At 68.7% G+C, this 16359-nt stretch carries 13 protein-coding genes and 1 tRNA gene; 10 read left to right on the top strand and 4 right to left on the bottom strand.

What is annotated here, in order from left to right; genetic code table 11:
* Positions 1-86: 86 nt before the first annotated feature.
* From L0P92_RS31440 to L0P92_RS31405, 8 genes are all read left to right on the top strand, one after another.
* Entirely contained in the window at positions 87-2366 is a 2280-nt protein-coding gene (locus L0P92_RS31440) for an FdhF/YdeP family oxidoreductase (protein ID WP_234766449.1), read from the top strand.
* Positions 2367-2435: 69 nt separating this feature from the next.
* Positions 2436-2927, top strand: a complete 492-nt coding sequence (locus tag L0P92_RS31435) for a hotdog fold thioesterase (protein ID WP_234766448.1) — start codon at positions 2436-2438, stop codon at positions 2925-2927.
* A gap of 124 nt (positions 2928-3051) precedes the next feature.
* Positions 3052-3510 carry a hypothetical protein gene (locus L0P92_RS31430; RefSeq protein WP_234766447.1) on the top strand — a complete coding sequence of 153 codons (459 nt, stop codon included), beginning with the start codon at positions 3052-3054 and terminating at the stop codon, positions 3508-3510.
* Between the two features lie 484 nt (positions 3511-3994).
* A complete protein-coding gene (locus tag L0P92_RS31425) occupies positions 3995-5224 on the top strand; it encodes a branched-chain amino acid ABC transporter substrate-binding protein (protein WP_372497361.1) in 1230 nt (409 codons plus the stop codon).
* A gap of 116 nt (positions 5225-5340) precedes the next feature.
* A complete protein-coding gene (locus tag L0P92_RS31420; RefSeq protein ID WP_234766446.1) occupies positions 5341-6270 on the top strand; it encodes a branched-chain amino acid ABC transporter permease in 930 nt (309 codons plus the stop codon).
* A 23-nt stretch (positions 6271-6293) separates the two neighbouring features.
* Positions 6294-8105, top strand: a complete 1812-nt coding sequence (locus L0P92_RS31415; RefSeq protein WP_234766450.1) for a branched-chain amino acid ABC transporter permease — start codon at positions 6294-6296, stop codon at positions 8103-8105.
* Between the two features lie 5 nt (positions 8106-8110).
* A complete protein-coding gene (locus L0P92_RS31410; RefSeq protein WP_234766445.1) occupies positions 8111-8983 on the top strand; it encodes an ABC transporter ATP-binding protein in 873 nt (290 codons plus the stop codon).
* Complete coding sequence (locus tag L0P92_RS31405) at positions 8980-9696, top strand: ABC transporter ATP-binding protein (protein ID WP_234766444.1); 717 nt, start codon at positions 8980-8982, stop codon at positions 9694-9696. The genes L0P92_RS31410 and L0P92_RS31405 overlap by 4 nt, the downstream gene beginning before the upstream one ends.
* Before the next feature lie 83 nt (positions 9697-9779).
* On the opposite strand, the gene L0P92_RS31400 is transcribed toward L0P92_RS31405, so the two are convergent.
* On the bottom strand, positions 9780-10436 hold the full coding sequence (locus L0P92_RS31400; protein WP_234766443.1) for an ANTAR domain-containing response regulator: 657 nt from the start codon (positions 10434-10436) through the stop codon (positions 9780-9782).
* Between the two features lie 101 nt (positions 10437-10537).
* On the opposite strand from L0P92_RS31400, the gene L0P92_RS31395 reads away from it, so the two are divergent.
* A tRNA-Leu gene (locus L0P92_RS31395) sits at positions 10538-10612 on the top strand.
* 79 nt (positions 10613-10691) lie between these two features.
* Here the strand turns inward: L0P92_RS31395 and pyk are convergent.
* Complete coding sequence (pyk, locus tag L0P92_RS31390) at positions 10692-12128, bottom strand: pyruvate kinase (RefSeq protein ID WP_234766442.1); 1437 nt, start codon at positions 12126-12128, stop codon at positions 10692-10694.
* A gap of 143 nt (positions 12129-12271) precedes the next feature.
* Entirely contained in the window at positions 12272-12985 is a 714-nt protein-coding gene (locus L0P92_RS31385; protein WP_234766441.1) for an SIMPL domain-containing protein, read from the bottom strand.
* 139 nt (positions 12986-13124) lie between these two features.
* On the opposite strand from L0P92_RS31385, the gene L0P92_RS31380 reads away from it, so the two are divergent.
* On the top strand, positions 13125-14930 hold the full coding sequence (locus L0P92_RS31380) for a bifunctional metallophosphatase/5'-nucleotidase (protein WP_234766440.1): 1806 nt from the start codon (positions 13125-13127) through the stop codon (positions 14928-14930).
* Between the two features lie 24 nt (positions 14931-14954).
* On the opposite strand, the gene L0P92_RS31375 is transcribed toward L0P92_RS31380, so the two are convergent.
* Positions 14955-16359, bottom strand: a 1405-nt coding sequence (locus tag L0P92_RS31375; protein ID WP_234766439.1) for a lysine N(6)-hydroxylase/L-ornithine N(5)-oxygenase family protein, incomplete at its 5' end; no start/stop codon positions are given.

Here is a 16359-nt window from a genome sequence, read left to right as displayed (position 1 = left end):
CTCCCCCGGCCCCCCGCCCCCGTTGTCGGTCCCACGTGCGAGGATCGGAGATGTACCTCACACGTGTACACAAAGGAGAGTGCGCGATGGCCACCAAGCCGCCCAAGGGTGATCCGGTCCAGGACGCGCCCCAGGTCGCGGAGCCGCAGCACGCGGCGGCGGGGCTGCCGGCCATCGGGCACACCTTGCGCATCGCCCAGCAGCAGATGGGCGTGAAGCGGACGATGCTGACGCTGCTGAGCGTCAACCAGAAGAACGGCTTCGACTGCCCGGGCTGCGCCTGGCCGGAGCCGGACCACCGGCACAAGGCGGAGTTCTGTGAGAACGGCGCGAAGGCGGTCGCCGAGGAGGCCACCCTGCGCCGGGTCACCCCGGAGTTCTTCGCCGCGCACTCCGTCGCCGACCTCGCGACGCGCAGCGGTTACTGGCTGGGGCAGCAGGGGCGGCTCACCCACCCCGTGTTCCTCCCCGAAGGGGGCACGCACTACGAGCCGGTGAGCTGGGAGCGCGCCTTCGACATCATCGGCGAGGAGATCGCCGCCTGCGACTCCCCCGACGAGGCCGTCTTCTACACCTCCGGCCGCACCAGCAACGAGGCCGCGTTCCTCTACCAGCTCTTCGCGCGCGAGTTCGGCACCAACAACCTGCCGGACTGCTCGAACATGTGCCACGAGTCCTCGGGCTCGGCGCTCTCCGAGACCATCGGCGTCGGCAAGGGCAGCGTCCTGCTGGAGGACCTCTATAAGGCCGACCTGATCATCGTCGCCGGTCAGAACCCGGGGACGAACCACCCGCGCATGCTCTCGGCGCTGGAGAAGGCCAAGGCCGAGGGCGCGAAGATCATCAGCGTCAATCCGCTGCCCGAGGCCGGCCTGGAGAAGTTCAAGAACCCGCAGACCCCGCAGGGCATGCTCAAGGGCGCCGCGCTCACCGATCTGTTCCTGCAGATCCGCATCGGCGGCGACCAGGCCCTCTTCCGCCTCCTCAACAAGCTGATCCTGGAGACCGAGGGAGCCGTCGACGAGGAGTTCGTCCGCGAGCACACCCACGGCTACGAGGAGTTCGCCGAGGCCGCCCGCGCCGCCGACTGGGACGAGACGCTGACGGCGACCGGCCTCACGCGCGCGGACATCGAGCGGGCCATGGAGATGATCCTGGCCTCGCGGCGCACCATCGTCTGCTGGGCCATGGGCCTCACCCAGCACAAGCACTCGGTGCCGACCATCCGCGAGGTCGTCAACTTCCTTCTGCTGCGCGGCGACATCGGCCGCCCGGGCGCGGGCGTGTGCCCGGTGCGCGGTCACTCGAACGTGCAGGGCGACCGCACGATGGGCATCTTCGAGCGGCCAGCCCCGGCGTTCCTCGACGCCCTGGAGAAGGAGTTCGGCTTCGCGCCGCCGCGGGAGCACGGCTACGACGTCGTACGGGCCATCCGCGCGCTGCGCGACGGCGAGGCGAAGGTCTTCTTCGCGATGGGCGGCAACTTCGTCTCCGCGACGCCGGACACCGACGTCACCGAGGCGGCCATGCGGCGCGCCCGGCTGACCGTGCACGTGTCGACGAAGCTGAACCGCAGCCACGCCGTCACCGGCGCCCGCGCGCTGATCCTGCCCACCCTCGGCCGCACCGAGCGCGACCTCCAGGGCAGCGGCGAGCAGTTCGTGACCGTCGAGGACTCCATGGGCATGGTGCACGCCTCCCGGGGCCGCCTGGAGCCGGCGAGCGCGCATCTGCTGTCGGAGCCGGCCATCGTCTGCCGCCTGGCACGCCGTGTGCTGGGCGAGGACAGCCGCACACCCTGGGAGGAGTTCGAGAAGGACTACGCGACGATCCGGGACCGGATCGCCCGGGTGATCCCCGGCTTCGAGGACTTCAACGCGCGCGTGGCCCGCCCCGGCGGCTTCACCCTCCCGCACGCCCCGCGCGACGAGCGCCGCTTCCCGACGGCGACGGGCAAGGCCAACTTCACGGCGGCCCCGGTCGAGTACCCGACGGTGCCCGAGGGACGGCTGCTGCTGCAGACCCTGCGCTCGCACGACCAGTACAACACCACGATCTACGGCCTCGACGACCGCTACCGGGGGATCAGGAACGGCCGCCGCGTCGTCATGATCAACCCGGAGGACGCGCGGCGGCTGGACATCGCGGACGGGTCGTACGTCGACCTGGTGAGCGAGTGGAAGGACGGCGTCGAGCGCAGGGCGCCCGGCTTCCGGGTCGTGCACTATCCGACGGCCCGGGGCTGCGCGGCCGCCTACTACCCGGAGACCAACGTCCTCGTCCCGCTGGACGCCACCGCGGACACCAGCAACACCCCGGCCAGCAAGTCCGTCGTCGTCCGTCTGGAACAATCGGCGACCGACTGAGCGTTTGCTCAGTCGACGTCATCCGCTGATCACGTCGCCGACGGATCACGACGAACGGAGCCGGGCCCCATGGGCGAGCAGCAGCACGTGAAGTTCCCGCAAGAGGTCATAGCCGAGTACGCCGCGCTCGGCGTCGACCTCCCGGCCCTGTTCTCCGCCGGGCACCTCGGCACCCGCATGGGCGTCGAGATCGTCGAGGCGTCCGCCGAGCGGGTCGTCGGGACCATGCCGGTGGAGGGGAACACCCAGCCGTACGGGCTGCTGCACGGCGGCGCGTCGGCGGTGCTCGCCGAGACGCTCGGGTCGGTCGGGTCGATGCTGCACGCCGGCAGCTCCAAGATCGCGGTCGGCGTCGACCTCAACTGCACCCACCACCGGGGCGTCCGCGCCGGTCTCGTCACCGGTGTGGCCACGCCCCTGCACCGGGGCCGCTCGACGGCGACGTACGAGATCGTGATCAGCGACGAGGCGGGGCGGCGGGTGTGCAGCGCACGGCTGACGTGTCTGCTGCGCGATGTGAACCCGAGCGACGGGGAGCGCCTCGGGGCGACGACGGGCTGACGCCGGCACCGATCCCTTTGCGCCATCTCCGCCCCAACTCCCTTACGGGGCACACCTCTTAGGAACAACAGCCGTACACCCTCCCGCCGTTGAACCCGGGCGCCCGGCGGCATAACGTCGGGGCATGACGTCGGGAGGAGCGGCCCTGAGGCGAGGGGCGGCGCTCGGACTCGCGCTGCTGGCCGCCGGGTTGGCGGCCGGCTGCGGGGACCCGGGCGCGCCGGGCGACGCGACCGACACCCGGGCCGGTGGCGAGTCGCCCTCCTCGTCGCTCTCCTCGCCACCCTCCCCCTCGCACTCCCCGTCACCCTCGCCGTCGGCGACCTCGCCCGCGCAGTTGTGCACGCGGATCATCGGCTACTGGTCGCACCGGACGCTGACCGAGGACACCTACGGGGACTACCAGTCGATGGGCCTGTCCGACGGGCAGTACGAGATCCTCCGCAAGGTGGTGGACGCCGCCCGGGCGGAGCGTGAGCGCGCGGACGCACGGGCGGCCGACCTGCTGATCGACCGCCGGGCGCGCGAGCTGCGCGAGGAGCGTTACCGAAACGGCGAGCCGACCGGAGGGCCATGGGGCTGAGCGGCGAAATCCCCGAATTCCATTTTCGTGCCCTATACACGAAAAAGACCCACGGAACGGTGAACCTCTTTCCCTGCCGTAACTCTACGTAATACGACTGCAATACAGGCCCGGAGTTCGCCCGCCGCGAGCACCCTCCCCACAAGTCCACAGAGAGCCTTGGGCAACGTTCGCCGGCGACCTCGGTAATCACCAAAACCGGCGAACACTCGTGAAGAAGCTACGCGCGAACGCTGCGAGTTCTCACAATGTGGACAGGGCGAATCGGCCGGAAATCCGCTCTTCCCCCCACGGAGTACCGCTCTGTGTTACCCCGTGTCATAACAAGAGCGTCACAGCCTTGGTCAGAGCCTCCTCCATGTTCCCCACACGCGCTTAGAGTCACCGCCAGTCACCGAGCTACAGGATTCGAAGTCACTTCGACCCAGCGCTCGACTCGGCGCGTTCCACGGGGAGCCGCCGTGCCAGGGAAAGGACCTGATTCGTGCGTCAACGTTCGATCATCGCCATAACCGCCGCGCTCGCGGCGGGATCGCTGACACTCACGGCTTGTGGGTCGCGTGACGACGACGGCGGCAGCAGCAACGGCGACAAGACCACTGTGGTGATCGGTGTCGACGCTCCGACCACCGGCGACCTCTCGGCCCTGGGCCTCGGCATCAAGAACTCCGCCGACCTCGCCGCCAAGACGGCCAACAAGCAGGAGTTCGTCAAGGGCGTCGAGTTCAAGATCGAGGCCCTCGACGACCAGGCGCAGCCCTCCGTCGGCCAGCAGAACGCCCAGAAGTTCATCAGCAACAAGGACGTCCTCGGTGTCGTCGGCCCGCTGAACTCCAGCGTCTCGCAGCAGATGCAGAAGCCGCTGAACGACGCCGGCCTGACCCAGGTCTCCCCGGCCAACACGGGTACCGAGCTGACCCAGGGCGACGGCTGGAAGACCGGCAACTCGGTCCGCCAGTTCAAGACGTTCTTCCGTACGGCCACCACGGACGAGATCCAGGGCGCCTTCGCCGCCGACTACCTGTACAACCAGGCGAAGATCAAGAAGGTCTACCTGATCGACGACCAGAAGACCTACGGCGCGGGCCTGGCCGCCTCCTTCAAGGCGAACTTCACCAAGTTCGGCGGCCAGATCGTGGGCACCGACCACATCAACCCCGAAGACCGTGACTTCAACGCCGTGGTCGCCAAGATCAAGAAGACCGGCGCCCAGGCCCTGTACTACGGCGGCGAGTACCCGGCCGCCGGCCCGCTGAGCCAGCAGCTCAAGGACAGCGGCCAGAACATCCCGCTCATGGGCGGCGACGGCATCTACTCCGGCGAGTTCCCGAAGCTGAACAAGAAGGCCGAGGGCGACCTCGCGACCTCCGTCGGCGAGCCCGTCGAGAAGCTCGACTCCGCCCAGACGTTCATCAAGAACTACAAGGCCGCGGGCTACGAGGACGACTACGAGGCCTACGGCGGCCTCACCTACGACGCCACCTGGTCGATCATCGAGGCCGTCAAGCTGGCGGTCGAGGGCAACGACGGCAAGCTCCCGTCCGACGGCCGCAAGGCGGTCCTGGACGCCATGGCCAAGGTCAAGTTCGACGGCGTCACCGGCGCGATCTCCTTCGATGAGTTCGGTGACACCACGAACCACACGATGACCGCGTACAAGATCAAGGACAACGCCTGGGTGCCCGAGTTCAGCGGCGAACCCAAGCTCGGCTGACGAAGGACGAGTCAGAGAACCCTCCCCCACTCACACATTGATCCAGGCCGCGCGGGAAGCGCCCACCAGCGCTCCCGCGCGGCGCCATATCCGAACCACTCCACGGAGGCCCTGCGGTGAACGAACTGCCGCAACAGCTGGCCAATGGACTCATCCTCGGCGCGATGTACGGACTCATCGCGATCGGCTACACGATGGTCTACGGCATCGTCCAGCTCATCAACTTCGCCCACGGCGAGATATTCATGGTCGGGGGCTTCGGGGCCCTCACCGTCTGGTTGGTACTCCCCGAGGGCTTCTCCCTCGGTGCCGCCGTCCCGCTCATGATCATCGGCGGTGTGCTCGTATCGGTCGCTGTCGGCACGGCGGCGGAACGCTTCGCCTACCGGCCGCTGCGCACAGCGCCACGGCTGGCGCCCCTCATCACCGCCATCGGTCTGTCCATCGTCCTCCAGCAGGCCGTGTGGATGTGGTACCCGGACGCGAAGAAGGACCAGCCCTTCCCGCAGTTCCACGGCGGCCCCATTGAAATCCTCGGCGCCAACATCCAGCGCGGCGACCTCTTCGTCCTGATCGCCGCCCCGCTGTGCATGCTCGCCCTCGGCCTGTTCGTCACCAAGACGCGCGCCGGCCGGGGCATGCAGGCCACCGCCCAGGACCCCGACACGGCCAAGCTGATGGGCATCAACACCGACCGCATCATCGTCATGGCGTTCGCCATCGGTGCCGGGTTCGCGGCCATCGCCGCGGTCGCCTACGGTCTGAAGAACGGTCAGGTCGGCTTCCAAATGGGCTTCCTGATGGGCCTCAAGGCCTTCACCGCCGCCGTCCTCGGCGGCATCGGCAACATCTACGGCGCCATGCTCGGCGGCGTCGTGCTCGGCGTGGCCGAGTCCCTCGCCACCGGCTACATCGGTGACATCCCCGGCATGGACCTCTTCGGAGGCGGCGCCTGGAAGGACGTATGGGCGTTCGCGCTGCTCATCCTTGTCCTCCTGTTCAGGCCACAGGGCCTGCTCGGCGAACGCGTCGCGGATCGGGCGTGATACCCATGACCACCGAGATCCCCATGGACAAGAGCACCGACACCGTCAAGGTGTCCACCGCGGAGGCCACCCCGATCATCCCGCTGCCGCACGCCGCGGCGCGTGGACTGACGGTCGCCGGCTCCGCCCTCGCCCTCATAGGCACCTTCCTCGCCTGGACCTGGACCGAGGAGTTCCCGGGCAACCTGACCGTCACCGGCTATCCGGGCGGCCTCCAGGTCCTCACCCTCGTCGGCTCCGTGCTGACCCTGCTGTTCGCCCTCTCCGGCTACGGCATCCGGGGCCTGGGCTGGCTCACCCCCGGCGGCAAGAACAGCCCCGTCCTGCTCGCCGCCCTCGGCGTGTTCGGCACCACGGGCTACGCCATGGGCGCGATCAGCCAGGAGCTCGGCGGCCTGGTCAACCTGGAGCCCGGCGCCTGGGTCTCCGGCATCGGCGCGCTCGTCGCCCTGATCGGCGCCCTCGGCCTCCCGGTCGACCAGCCCTACGGCGCGGGCGAAGCGGCCCCGAACCTCTGGGGCCGGATCCGTCACTCGCTCACCGCCCCCGACCCGGGCCGGGCCAAGGAGCTGCCCTCCTGGGCGGAGATCCTGATCATCGCCGGAGGCTTCGGCGTCGGCCTGTACGTGTTCGCGTACGGCATCGGCACCGAGTACTCCGAGCTGTTCATCGGCTTCCTGATCGTCGCGGCGTTCGGCTTCACCGCCGTCACCCGCGCCGGTCTGCTGAAGCGGCTGTCGGCGCTGACCGCCAAGCACCGCAACGTCACCCTCGGCGCGGCGTTCGCGGCGGCGATCTGCTTCCCCTTCACCCAGTCCAACGACCAGTTCGCCCTCATCGGCGCGAACATCCTGATCTTCGCCACGGTCGCCCTGGGCCTCAACGTCGTCGTCGGCCTCGCCGGCCTGCTCGACCTCGGTTACGTCGCCTTCCTCGGCGTCGGCGCCTACGCCGCCGCCCTGGTCTCCGGCTCTCCGGCGTCGACCATCGGGGTGAAGTTCCCCTTCTGGGCCGCCGTTCTCACCGGCGCCGCCGCCTCGCTGATCTTCGGCGTGGTGATCGGTGCCCCGACCCTGCGACTGCGCGGCGACTACCTCGCCATCGTGACGCTCGGCTTCGGTGAGATCTTCCGCATCACCATGAACAACCTGAACGGCAACAGCGGCCCGGACGTCACCAACGGCTCCAACGGCATCCCGCAGATCCCCGACCTGGAGATCTTCGGGTTCAACCTGGGAGTCCCGCACGACGTCCTCGGTCACGAGCTGACCCGTTCGGCCAACTACTACCTGCTGATGCTGCTGTTCACGGCGATCGTCGTGATGGTCTTCCGCCGCTCGGCGGAGTCCCGCATCGGCCGCGCCTGGGTCGCCATCCGCGAGGACGAGACCGCCGCGACCGCGATGGGCATCAACGGCTTCCGGCTGAAGCTCCTCGCCTTCGCACTCGGCGCCTCCCTCGCCGGCCTCGCGGGCACCGTCCAGGCCCATGTGTCCTACAGCGTCACCCCCGAGCAGTACGAGTTCGCCGGCCCCGTGCCTCCCAACTCGGCCTTCCTGCTCGCCGCCGTCATTCTCGGCGGCATGGGCACCATCAGCGGCCCGCTCGTCGGCGCCGCGCTGCTCTACCTGATCCCGGCCAAGCTCCAGTTCATGGCGGAGTACCAGCTGCTGCTCTTCGGCATCGCGCTGATGCTGCTGATGCGCTTCCGCCCCGAGGGCCTGGTCGCCGACCGCAGGAAGCAGCTCGAATTCCACGAGACCGGACAGCTCGACGTACCGGAGGACAAGCCATTGCCCGAAGGCGCGACCGGCGTCGCGAAGGCAGGGGCGTGACCGCCATGACCACCACCACAAGCGCACCCACCACCACGACGGTGCTCGACGCGAGCGGTGTCACCATGCGCTTCGGCGGTCTGACCGCCGTACGCGACGTGGACCTCACCGTGAACTCCGGCGAGATCGTCGGCCTCATCGGCCCCAACGGCGCCGGCAAGACGACCTTCTTCAACTGCCTCACCGGCCTGTACGTGCCGACCGAGGGCAAGGTCGCCTACAAGGGCACCGTCCTGCCGCCCAAGCCGCACCTGGTCACCCAGGCCGGCATCGCCCGTACGTTCCAGAACATCCGGCTCTTCGCCAACATGACCGTTCTGGAGAACGTGCTGGTCGGCAGGCACACCCGCACCAAGGAGGGACTCTGGTCGGCCCTGCTGCGGCTGCCCGGCTTCAGGAAGGCCGAGGACGCCTCGCGCGCCCGGGCCATGGAACTCCTGGAGTTCACCGGTCTGGCCGCCAAGGCCGACCACCTCGCCCGCAACCTGCCCTACGGCGAACAGCGCAAGCTGGAGATCGCCCGGGCGCTGGCGAGCGAGCCCGGTCTGCTCCTCCTCGACGAGCCGACCGCCGGTATGAACCCGCAGGAGACCCGGGCGGCCGAGGAGCTGATCTTCGCCATCCGGGACCAGGGCATCGCCGTTCTCGTCATCGAGCACGACATCCGGTTCATCATGAACCTGTGCGACCGGGTCGCCGTGCTGGTCCAGGGCGAGAAGATCGTCGAGGGCCCCGCCGAGGTCGTCCAGGCCGACGAACGCGTCATCGCCGCCTACCTGGGCACGCCCTTCGAGGGCGCGCCGGGCGCGGCGGAGGCCGCGGAGGTCGAGGCCGCGGAGGCCGAGGCGCAGAGCACCACGGAAGGGGACGACAAGTGACCGCACTGCTGGAGGTCGAGGACCTCAGGGTCGCCTACGGCAAGATCGAGGCCGTCAAGGGCATCTCGTTCAAGGTGAACGCGGGCGAGGTCGTCACCCTCATCGGCACCAACGGCGCCGGGAAGACCACCACCCTGCGGACCCTGTCCGGGCTGCTCCAGCCGGTCTCCGGCGACATCAGGTTCGACGGGAAGTCGCTGAAGAAGATCCCCGCGCACAAGGTCGTCTCGCTGGGGCTCGCCCACTCCCCCGAGGGGCGGCACATCTTCCCCCGTATGACGATCGAGGACAACCTCCGCCTCGGCGCGTTCCTGCGCAACGACAAGGAGGCCATCGAGAAGGACATCCAGCGGGCCTACGACCTGTTCCCCATCCTCGGGGAGCGCAGGAAGCAGGCCGCGGGCACCCTCTCCGGCGGTGAGCAGCAGATGCTCGCCATGGGGCGGGCGCTGATGTCCCGGCCGAAGCTGCTCATGCTCGACGAGCCCTCCATGGGTCTCTCCCCGATCATGATGCAGAAGATCATGTCGACCATCCAGGAGCTCAAGTCCCAGGGCACCACCATCCTGCTCATCGAGCAGAACGCCCAGGCCGCGCTCTCCCTGGCCGACCACGGCCATGTGATGGAGGTCGGCAAGATCGTCGTCTCCGGCACCGGGCAGGACCTCCTGCACGACGAGTCGGTGCGCAAGGCGTACCTGGGCGAGGACTGACCGCCCGAGCGTTTCCCGTGTACGACGAGGCCCGCGCCCCCTGAGCTGGGGACGCGGGCCTCGTCGTGGGTGCGGCGGGCGGGTCAGCCCTTGGCGGCCTTCTTCTCCTCGGCGTCCTGGATGACGGCCTCGGCGACCTGCTGCATCGACATCCGGCGGTCCATGGAGGTCTTCTGGATCCAGCGGAACGCGGCGGGCTCGGTCAGTCCGTACTCGGTCTGGAGGATGGACTTCGCCCGGTCCACCAGCTTGCGGGTCTCCAGGCGCAGGGTGAGGTCGGCGACCTCCTTCTCCAGCTCCTTCAGCTCGGTGAAGCGGGAGACGGCCATCTCGATCGCCGGCACGACGTCGCTCTTGCTGAAGGGCTTGACCAGGTACGCCATGGCACCGGCGTCCCGGGCCCGCTCGACCAGGTCGCGCTGGGAGAAGGCGGTCAGCATCAGCACCGGGGCGATGCTCTCCTCGGCGATCTTCTCGGCCGCGGAAATGCCGTCCAGCTTCGGCATCTTGACATCGAGGATGACGAGGTCGGGCCGGTGCTCGCGGGCCAGTTCGACGGCCTGCTCACCGTCTCCGGCCTCACCGACGACGGTGTACCCCTCTTCTTCGAGCATCTCTTTGAGATCGAGCCGGATCAGTGCCTCGTCCTCGGCGATGACGACACGGGTCGTCAGCGGAGGCACGTGCGACTTGTCGTCGTCGGGCGCGTCTACGGGCTGGGGCGACTCGGGGGCGGTCACGGGGGCTCCTCGTTCAGGGGCAGGGGTGCTGCTCCCAAGAGCCTACCTAGCTACGGTATGGTGGACGCGCGGAGGGTCGGGGGAAACCTTTGATTCTTCGAGCCCCGGTAGCCCAATTGGCAGCAGGCAACGGATTCAAAACCCGTACAGTGTCGGTTCGAGTCCGACCCGGGGCACTTTTCCTTCGATTTCAAGGTCGCGATTACGGCCCCTCCAATGGACTCCATTGGAGGGGCCTTCGCTTTTTCGTCTTCCTTACTTCGGGCTGTCGTCCTCGCCGATGTGGTGGACGCGCACCATGTTCGTCGAACCGGAAACCCCGGGCGGCGATCCGGCAGTGATGACGACGGTGTCGCCCTTCTTGCAGCGGCCGTATTTCAGGAGCAGTTCGTCGACCTGGTCGACCATCGCGTCCGTCGACTCCACATGCGGGCCGAGGAACGTCTCCACACCCCACGTCAGATTCAGCTGCGAGCGCGTCGCCGGTTCCGGGGTGAAGGCCAGCAGCGGGATCGGCGAGCGGTAGCGGGACAGACGGCGGGCGGTGTCGCCGGACTGGGTGAAGGCGACCAGGAAGCGGGCGCCGAGGAAGTCGCCGATCTCGGCCGCCGCGCGGGCCACCGCGCCGGGCTGGGTGCGGGGCTTGTTGCGTTCGGTCAGCGGCGGCAGGCCCTTGGCGAGGATGTCCTCCTCAGCCGCCTCGACGATCTTCGCCATCGTGCGGACCGTCTCGATGGGGTACTTGCCGACGCTCGTCTCGCCGGACAGCATCACCGCGTCCGTGCCGTCGATCACGGCGTTGGCCACGTCGGACGCCTCCGCGCGGGTCGGGCGGGAGTTGTCGATCATCGAGTCGAGCATCTGGGTGGCGACGATGACCGGCTTGGCGTTGCGCTTGGCCAGCTTGACGGCGCGCTTCTGGACGATCGGGACCTGCTCCAGCGGCATCTCGACGCCGAGGTCGCCGCGCGCGACCATGATGCCGTCGAAGGCGGCCACGATGTCGTCGATGGCCTCGACGGCCTGCGGCTTCTCCACCTTGGCGATGACGGGGAGCCTGCGGCCCTCCTCGTCCATGATCCGGTGCACGTCCTCGATGTCCCGGCCGGAACGGACGAAGGACAGGGCGATGACGTCGAAGCCGGTGCGCAGCGCCCAGCGCAGGTCGTCCTCGTCCTTCTCGGACAGGGCCGGCACCGAGACCGCGACGCCCGGCAGGTTGAGGCCCTTGTTGTCCGAGATCATGCCGCCCTCGACCACCGTCGTGCGGACGCGCGGGCCGTCGACCGAGGTGACCTCCAGGCAGACCTTGCCGTCGTCGACGAGGATGCGCTCACCGGCGGTGACATCGGCGGCGAGTCCGGAGTAGGTGGTGCCGCAACTCTGGCGGTCGCCCTCGGCGCCCTCCTCGACGGTGATGGTGAAGGTGTCACCGCGTTCAAGGAGTACGGGTCCTTCGGTGAAGCGGCCGAGGCGGATCTTCGGTCCTTGAAGGTCGGCGAGGACGCCGACGCTGCGGCCGGTCTCGTCGGAGGCCTTCCGCACCCGTTCGTAGCGCTCCTCGTGGTCGGCGTGGCTGCCGTGGCTGAGGTTGAATCGGGCGACGTCCATTCCGGCGTCGACCAGTGCCTTTATCTGGTCGTACGAATCGGTGGCGGGGCCCAGGGTGCAGACGATTTTCGCTCGGCGCATGTTTCGACTCTATGACTTACCGACGGGTAGTGAATTGGTCGCGCATGACGACTCAACAACCTTTGCGTGAAGGGCTATTGACAAGTGTTGAATTGTGCGGCGGGGCGCTCCGATGAGCGTTCGAAGCACCCCTCAAGGGGTGTTCACAGGCGCGGCGGCACCATGGTGAATCGCGCGTTCACCTGAGCGTGGACGTGCTGACGCTGGGGTTCGAGATCGAGCGGAGCGGCGGAATCGTCTTCCGCGGCATAGGCCATGGAACGCATACGACTGCCGGCGGCCTGCGGGTAGGGCGGCGGGGCGTTCTCCGCGCCGATGTCGGCGAGTTCCACCAGCGCGGCCAGGGAGGTCCCCAGCGCCTCCGCGTACTCCCGGGCCCGCTGTACGGCCTCCCGTACCGCCTGCTGCCGTGCCTCCCGGTGGGCGGGCGAGTCGGGGCGCAGGGCCCACCAGGGGCCGTCCACCCGGGTGAGGTCCAAGTCGGCCAGTCGCGTGGTCAGTTCGCCCAGAGCGGTGAAGTCCGTGAGGACGGCGGTGATGTGGACGCGGCCGTGGTAGGCGTGGATGCGTTCACCGCGGCCCTTCTCCTTCAGTTCGGGGCTGATGGAGAAGGCGCCGGTCTCCAGTCGCTCGACCGCGTCGCCGTAGCTCTTGACGAGGTCGAGGACGCCGGCGTTGCGGCGGGTGAGGTCGTCCAGGGCGGCGCGGCGGTCCTTGCCGCGGGAGGTCACGGTGACGCCGATGCGGGCGATCTCGGGGTCGACTTCGAGGCGGGCCTCACCGCGGACCGCGATACGGGGCGCGTCGGGGGTGCCGTAGGGGACGGCGGGCTGAAGTTCCTCTGAAGGGGCGGTCATACGTCCCACTCTGTCATCGCTTGCTTGGATACGGCCCCCGTGGGTCACCAGATCGAAACCTGCGGGGTCTGTTGCTGCTCGCCATGGCCAGGTCAGAATCTACGCGCGTTGTTGACCAATTCGCCCAGGAGAAGCACTCATGCCGTTGAACCGTCGGAAGTTTCTGACCAAGTCCGCCGTGACCGGAGCGGGGGTGGCGGTGGCCGGCGCGGTGGGCACCCCGGCGGCCCATGCCGCCGAGCCGGCGAAGGGCTCGCGCCCGAAGAAGCGGTACGCGCTGACGGTGATGGGCACGACCGACCTGCACGGCAACATCTTCAACTGGGACTACTTCAAGGACGCGGAGTACTCCGACGCGCAGGGCAACGCCAAGGGCCTGTCGCGGGTCTCGACGCTGGTGAACCAGGTGCGCGCGGAGAAGGGCCGGCGCAACACGCTGCTCATCGACGCGGGCGACACGATCCAGGGCACCCCGCTGACGTACTACTACGCGAAGGTCGACCCGATCACCGCCGAGGGCGGGCCGATCCACCCGATGGCTGCGGCGATGAACGCGATCGGGTACGACGCGGTGGCCCTCGGCAACCACGAGTTCAACTACGGCATCGAGACGCTGCGCAAGTTCGAGGACCAGTGCCACTTCCCGCTGCTGGGGGCGAACGCGCTGGACGCGAAGACGCTGAAGCCCGCCTTCCCGCCGTACTTCATCAAGCGGTTCTGCGTGCCGGGCGCCCCCGACGTGAAGGTCGCGGTCCTCGGGCTGACCAACCCCGGCATCGCGATCTGGGACAAAGCGTACGTCGAGGGCAAGATGGTGTTCCCGGGGCTGGAGGAGCAGGCCGCGAAGTGGGTGCCGAAGCTGCGTTCGATGGGCGCGGACGTCGTGGTGGTGTCGGCGCACTCCGGTTCGTCGGGGACGTCGTCGTACGGTGACCAGCTGCCGTACATCGAGAACTCGGCGGCGCTGGTGGCCCAGCAGGTACCGGGCATCGACGCGATCCTCGTCGGGCACGCGCACACCGAGATCGCGGAGCTGCTGGTCACCAACGAGAAGACCGGCAAGAAGGTCGTGCTGTCGGAACCGCTGTGCTACGCGCAGCGGCTGACCCTGTTCGACTTCGAGCTGGTCTTCGACAAGGGCCGCTGGTCGGTCGAGTCGGTGAAGGCGACGGTGCGTGACTCCAAGACGGTCGCCGACGACCCGAAGATCACCAAGCTGCTGAAGGACGACCACGACATCGTCGTGGAGTACGTCAACCAGGTCGTCGGCACGGCGACCGCCAAGCTGACGACGGTCGAGGCGCGCTACAAGGACGCCCCGATCATCGACCTGATCACCAAGGTCCAGGAGGACGTCGTCAAGGCGGCGCTCGCGGGCACGGAGCACGCCGCGCTGCCGGTCATCTCCCAGGCCTCCCCGTTCTCCCGCACCTCGGAGATCCCGGCCGGCGACGTGACCATCCGGGATCTGTCGAGCCTGTACGTCTACGACAACACGCTGGTCGCCAAGCTGATGACGGGCGCGCAGATCAAGGCGTACCTGGAGTACTCGGCGCAGTACTTCGTGCAGACCGCCGCCGACGCGGCCGTCGACGTGGACAAGCTGACCAACGCGGGCAACCGCCCCGACTACAACTACGACTACGTGTCGGGGCTGTCGTACGACATCGACATCGCGCAGGCGGCCGGTTCGCGGATCAAGAACCTGACCTACGACGGTGCCGCCCTCGACGACGCCCAGCAGTTCGTGTTCGCGGTGAACAACTACCGGGCCAACGGCGGCGGCGCGTTCCCGCATGTGGCGGCGGCCCAGGAGCTGTGGTCGGAGTCGACGGAGATCCGCACCCGGATCGCGGAGTGGGTGACCGCGAAGGGCGTGCTGGACCCGAAGGACTTCGCGTCGGTGGACTGGAAGCTCACTCGGAACGGCACGCCGGTGTTCTAGATCCGGACTCCCTGTGCAGGAGCCTCAGATCCCGTCCAGGAGCGGTGTCAGCGTCCTCGGCTGACGCGCGCGCGGGATCCGGGGCTCCTGCTGTTGGAGGCCGAAGGTGGTGAACGCCGTGCGGGTGGGCAGGGGGTAGGTCTCCTGGCCGGTGACGGAGTTGAGGATGCTCGCGCTGCGCCAGGCCGCGAGGCCGAGGTCGGGGGTGCCGACGCCGTGGGTGTGGCGTTCGGCGTTCTGGACGTAGATGTTGCAGCCGGAGCCGGTGACGGACGGGTCCATGACCAGGCGGTACTGGTCGTCGATGCGCGGGCGTTCCTGGCTGTCGCGGCGCAGGTAGGGGTCGAGGCCGGCGAGGATGCGGCCCAGGGGGCGCTCGCGGTAGCCGGTGGCGAGGACGACCGCGTCGGTGGTCAGGCGTGAGCGGGTGTTCTGGTGGATGTGCTCCAGGTGCAGCTCGACCTTGGTCGTGGCGATCCGGCCGGCCGTGCGGACCTGGACGCCCGGGGTGAGGACGGTGTCGGGCCAGCCGCCGTCCAGGGTGCGGCGGTAGAGCTCGTCGTGGATGGCGGCCAGGGTGTCGGCGTCGATGCCCTTGTGGAGCTGCCACTGCGAGGCGATGAGCTTGTCGCGGACCGGTTCGGTGAGGGCCTGGAAGTAGCGGGTGTAGTCGGGGGTGAAGTGCTCCAGGCCGAGCTTGGAGTACTCCATGGGCGCGAAGGCCTCGGTACGGCCGAGCCAGTGCATCCGCTCGCGCCCGGCAGGTCGGCGGCGGAGCAGGTCGAGGAAGATCTCGGCGCCGGACTGGCCGGAGCCGATGACGGTGATGTGCTCGGCGGCCAGGAGCGTCTCGCGGTGGGCGAGGTAGTCGGCGGCGTGGATGACCGGGACGGCCGGCGCGTCGACGAGGGGCCTGAGAGGGTCGGGGACGTCGGGTTCGGTGCCGATGCCGAGGACGACGTTCTTCGCGTACGTACGGCCGAGGGCCTCGGCGTCCCCGCCGGGGGCGAGCTGGGTGTAGTCGACCTCGAAGACATCGCGTTCGGGGTTGAAGCGGACCGCGTCGACCTGGTGGCCGAAGGACAGCGCGGGGAGGTTCTCGCAGACCCAGCGGCAGTAGGCGTCGTACTCGGCGCGCTGGATGTGGAAGCGCTCGGCGAAGTAGAAGGGGAAGAGCCGGTCGCGGGTCCTGAGGTAGCTGAGGAACGACCACGGGCTGGCGGGGTCGGCGAGGGTGACCAGGTCGGCGAGGAACGGGACCTGGATGCGGGAGCCGTCGATGAGGAGCCCGGGATGCCAGGCGAAGGACGGGCGCTGCTCGTAGAAGACGGCGTCGAGGTCGGTGAGGGGGTGCGCCAGGGCGGCGAGGGAGAGGTTGAAGGGGCCGATGCCGATGCCGACGAGGTCGCGGGGGGTGTCGGGGTCGCGG

The organism is Streptomyces muensis (genome assembly GCF_021474425.1).
Taxonomy (GTDB): domain Bacteria; phylum Actinomycetota; class Actinomycetes; order Streptomycetales; family Streptomycetaceae; genus Streptomyces; species Streptomyces muensis.
This window is presented reverse-complemented; position numbering and strand designations above follow the sequence as displayed.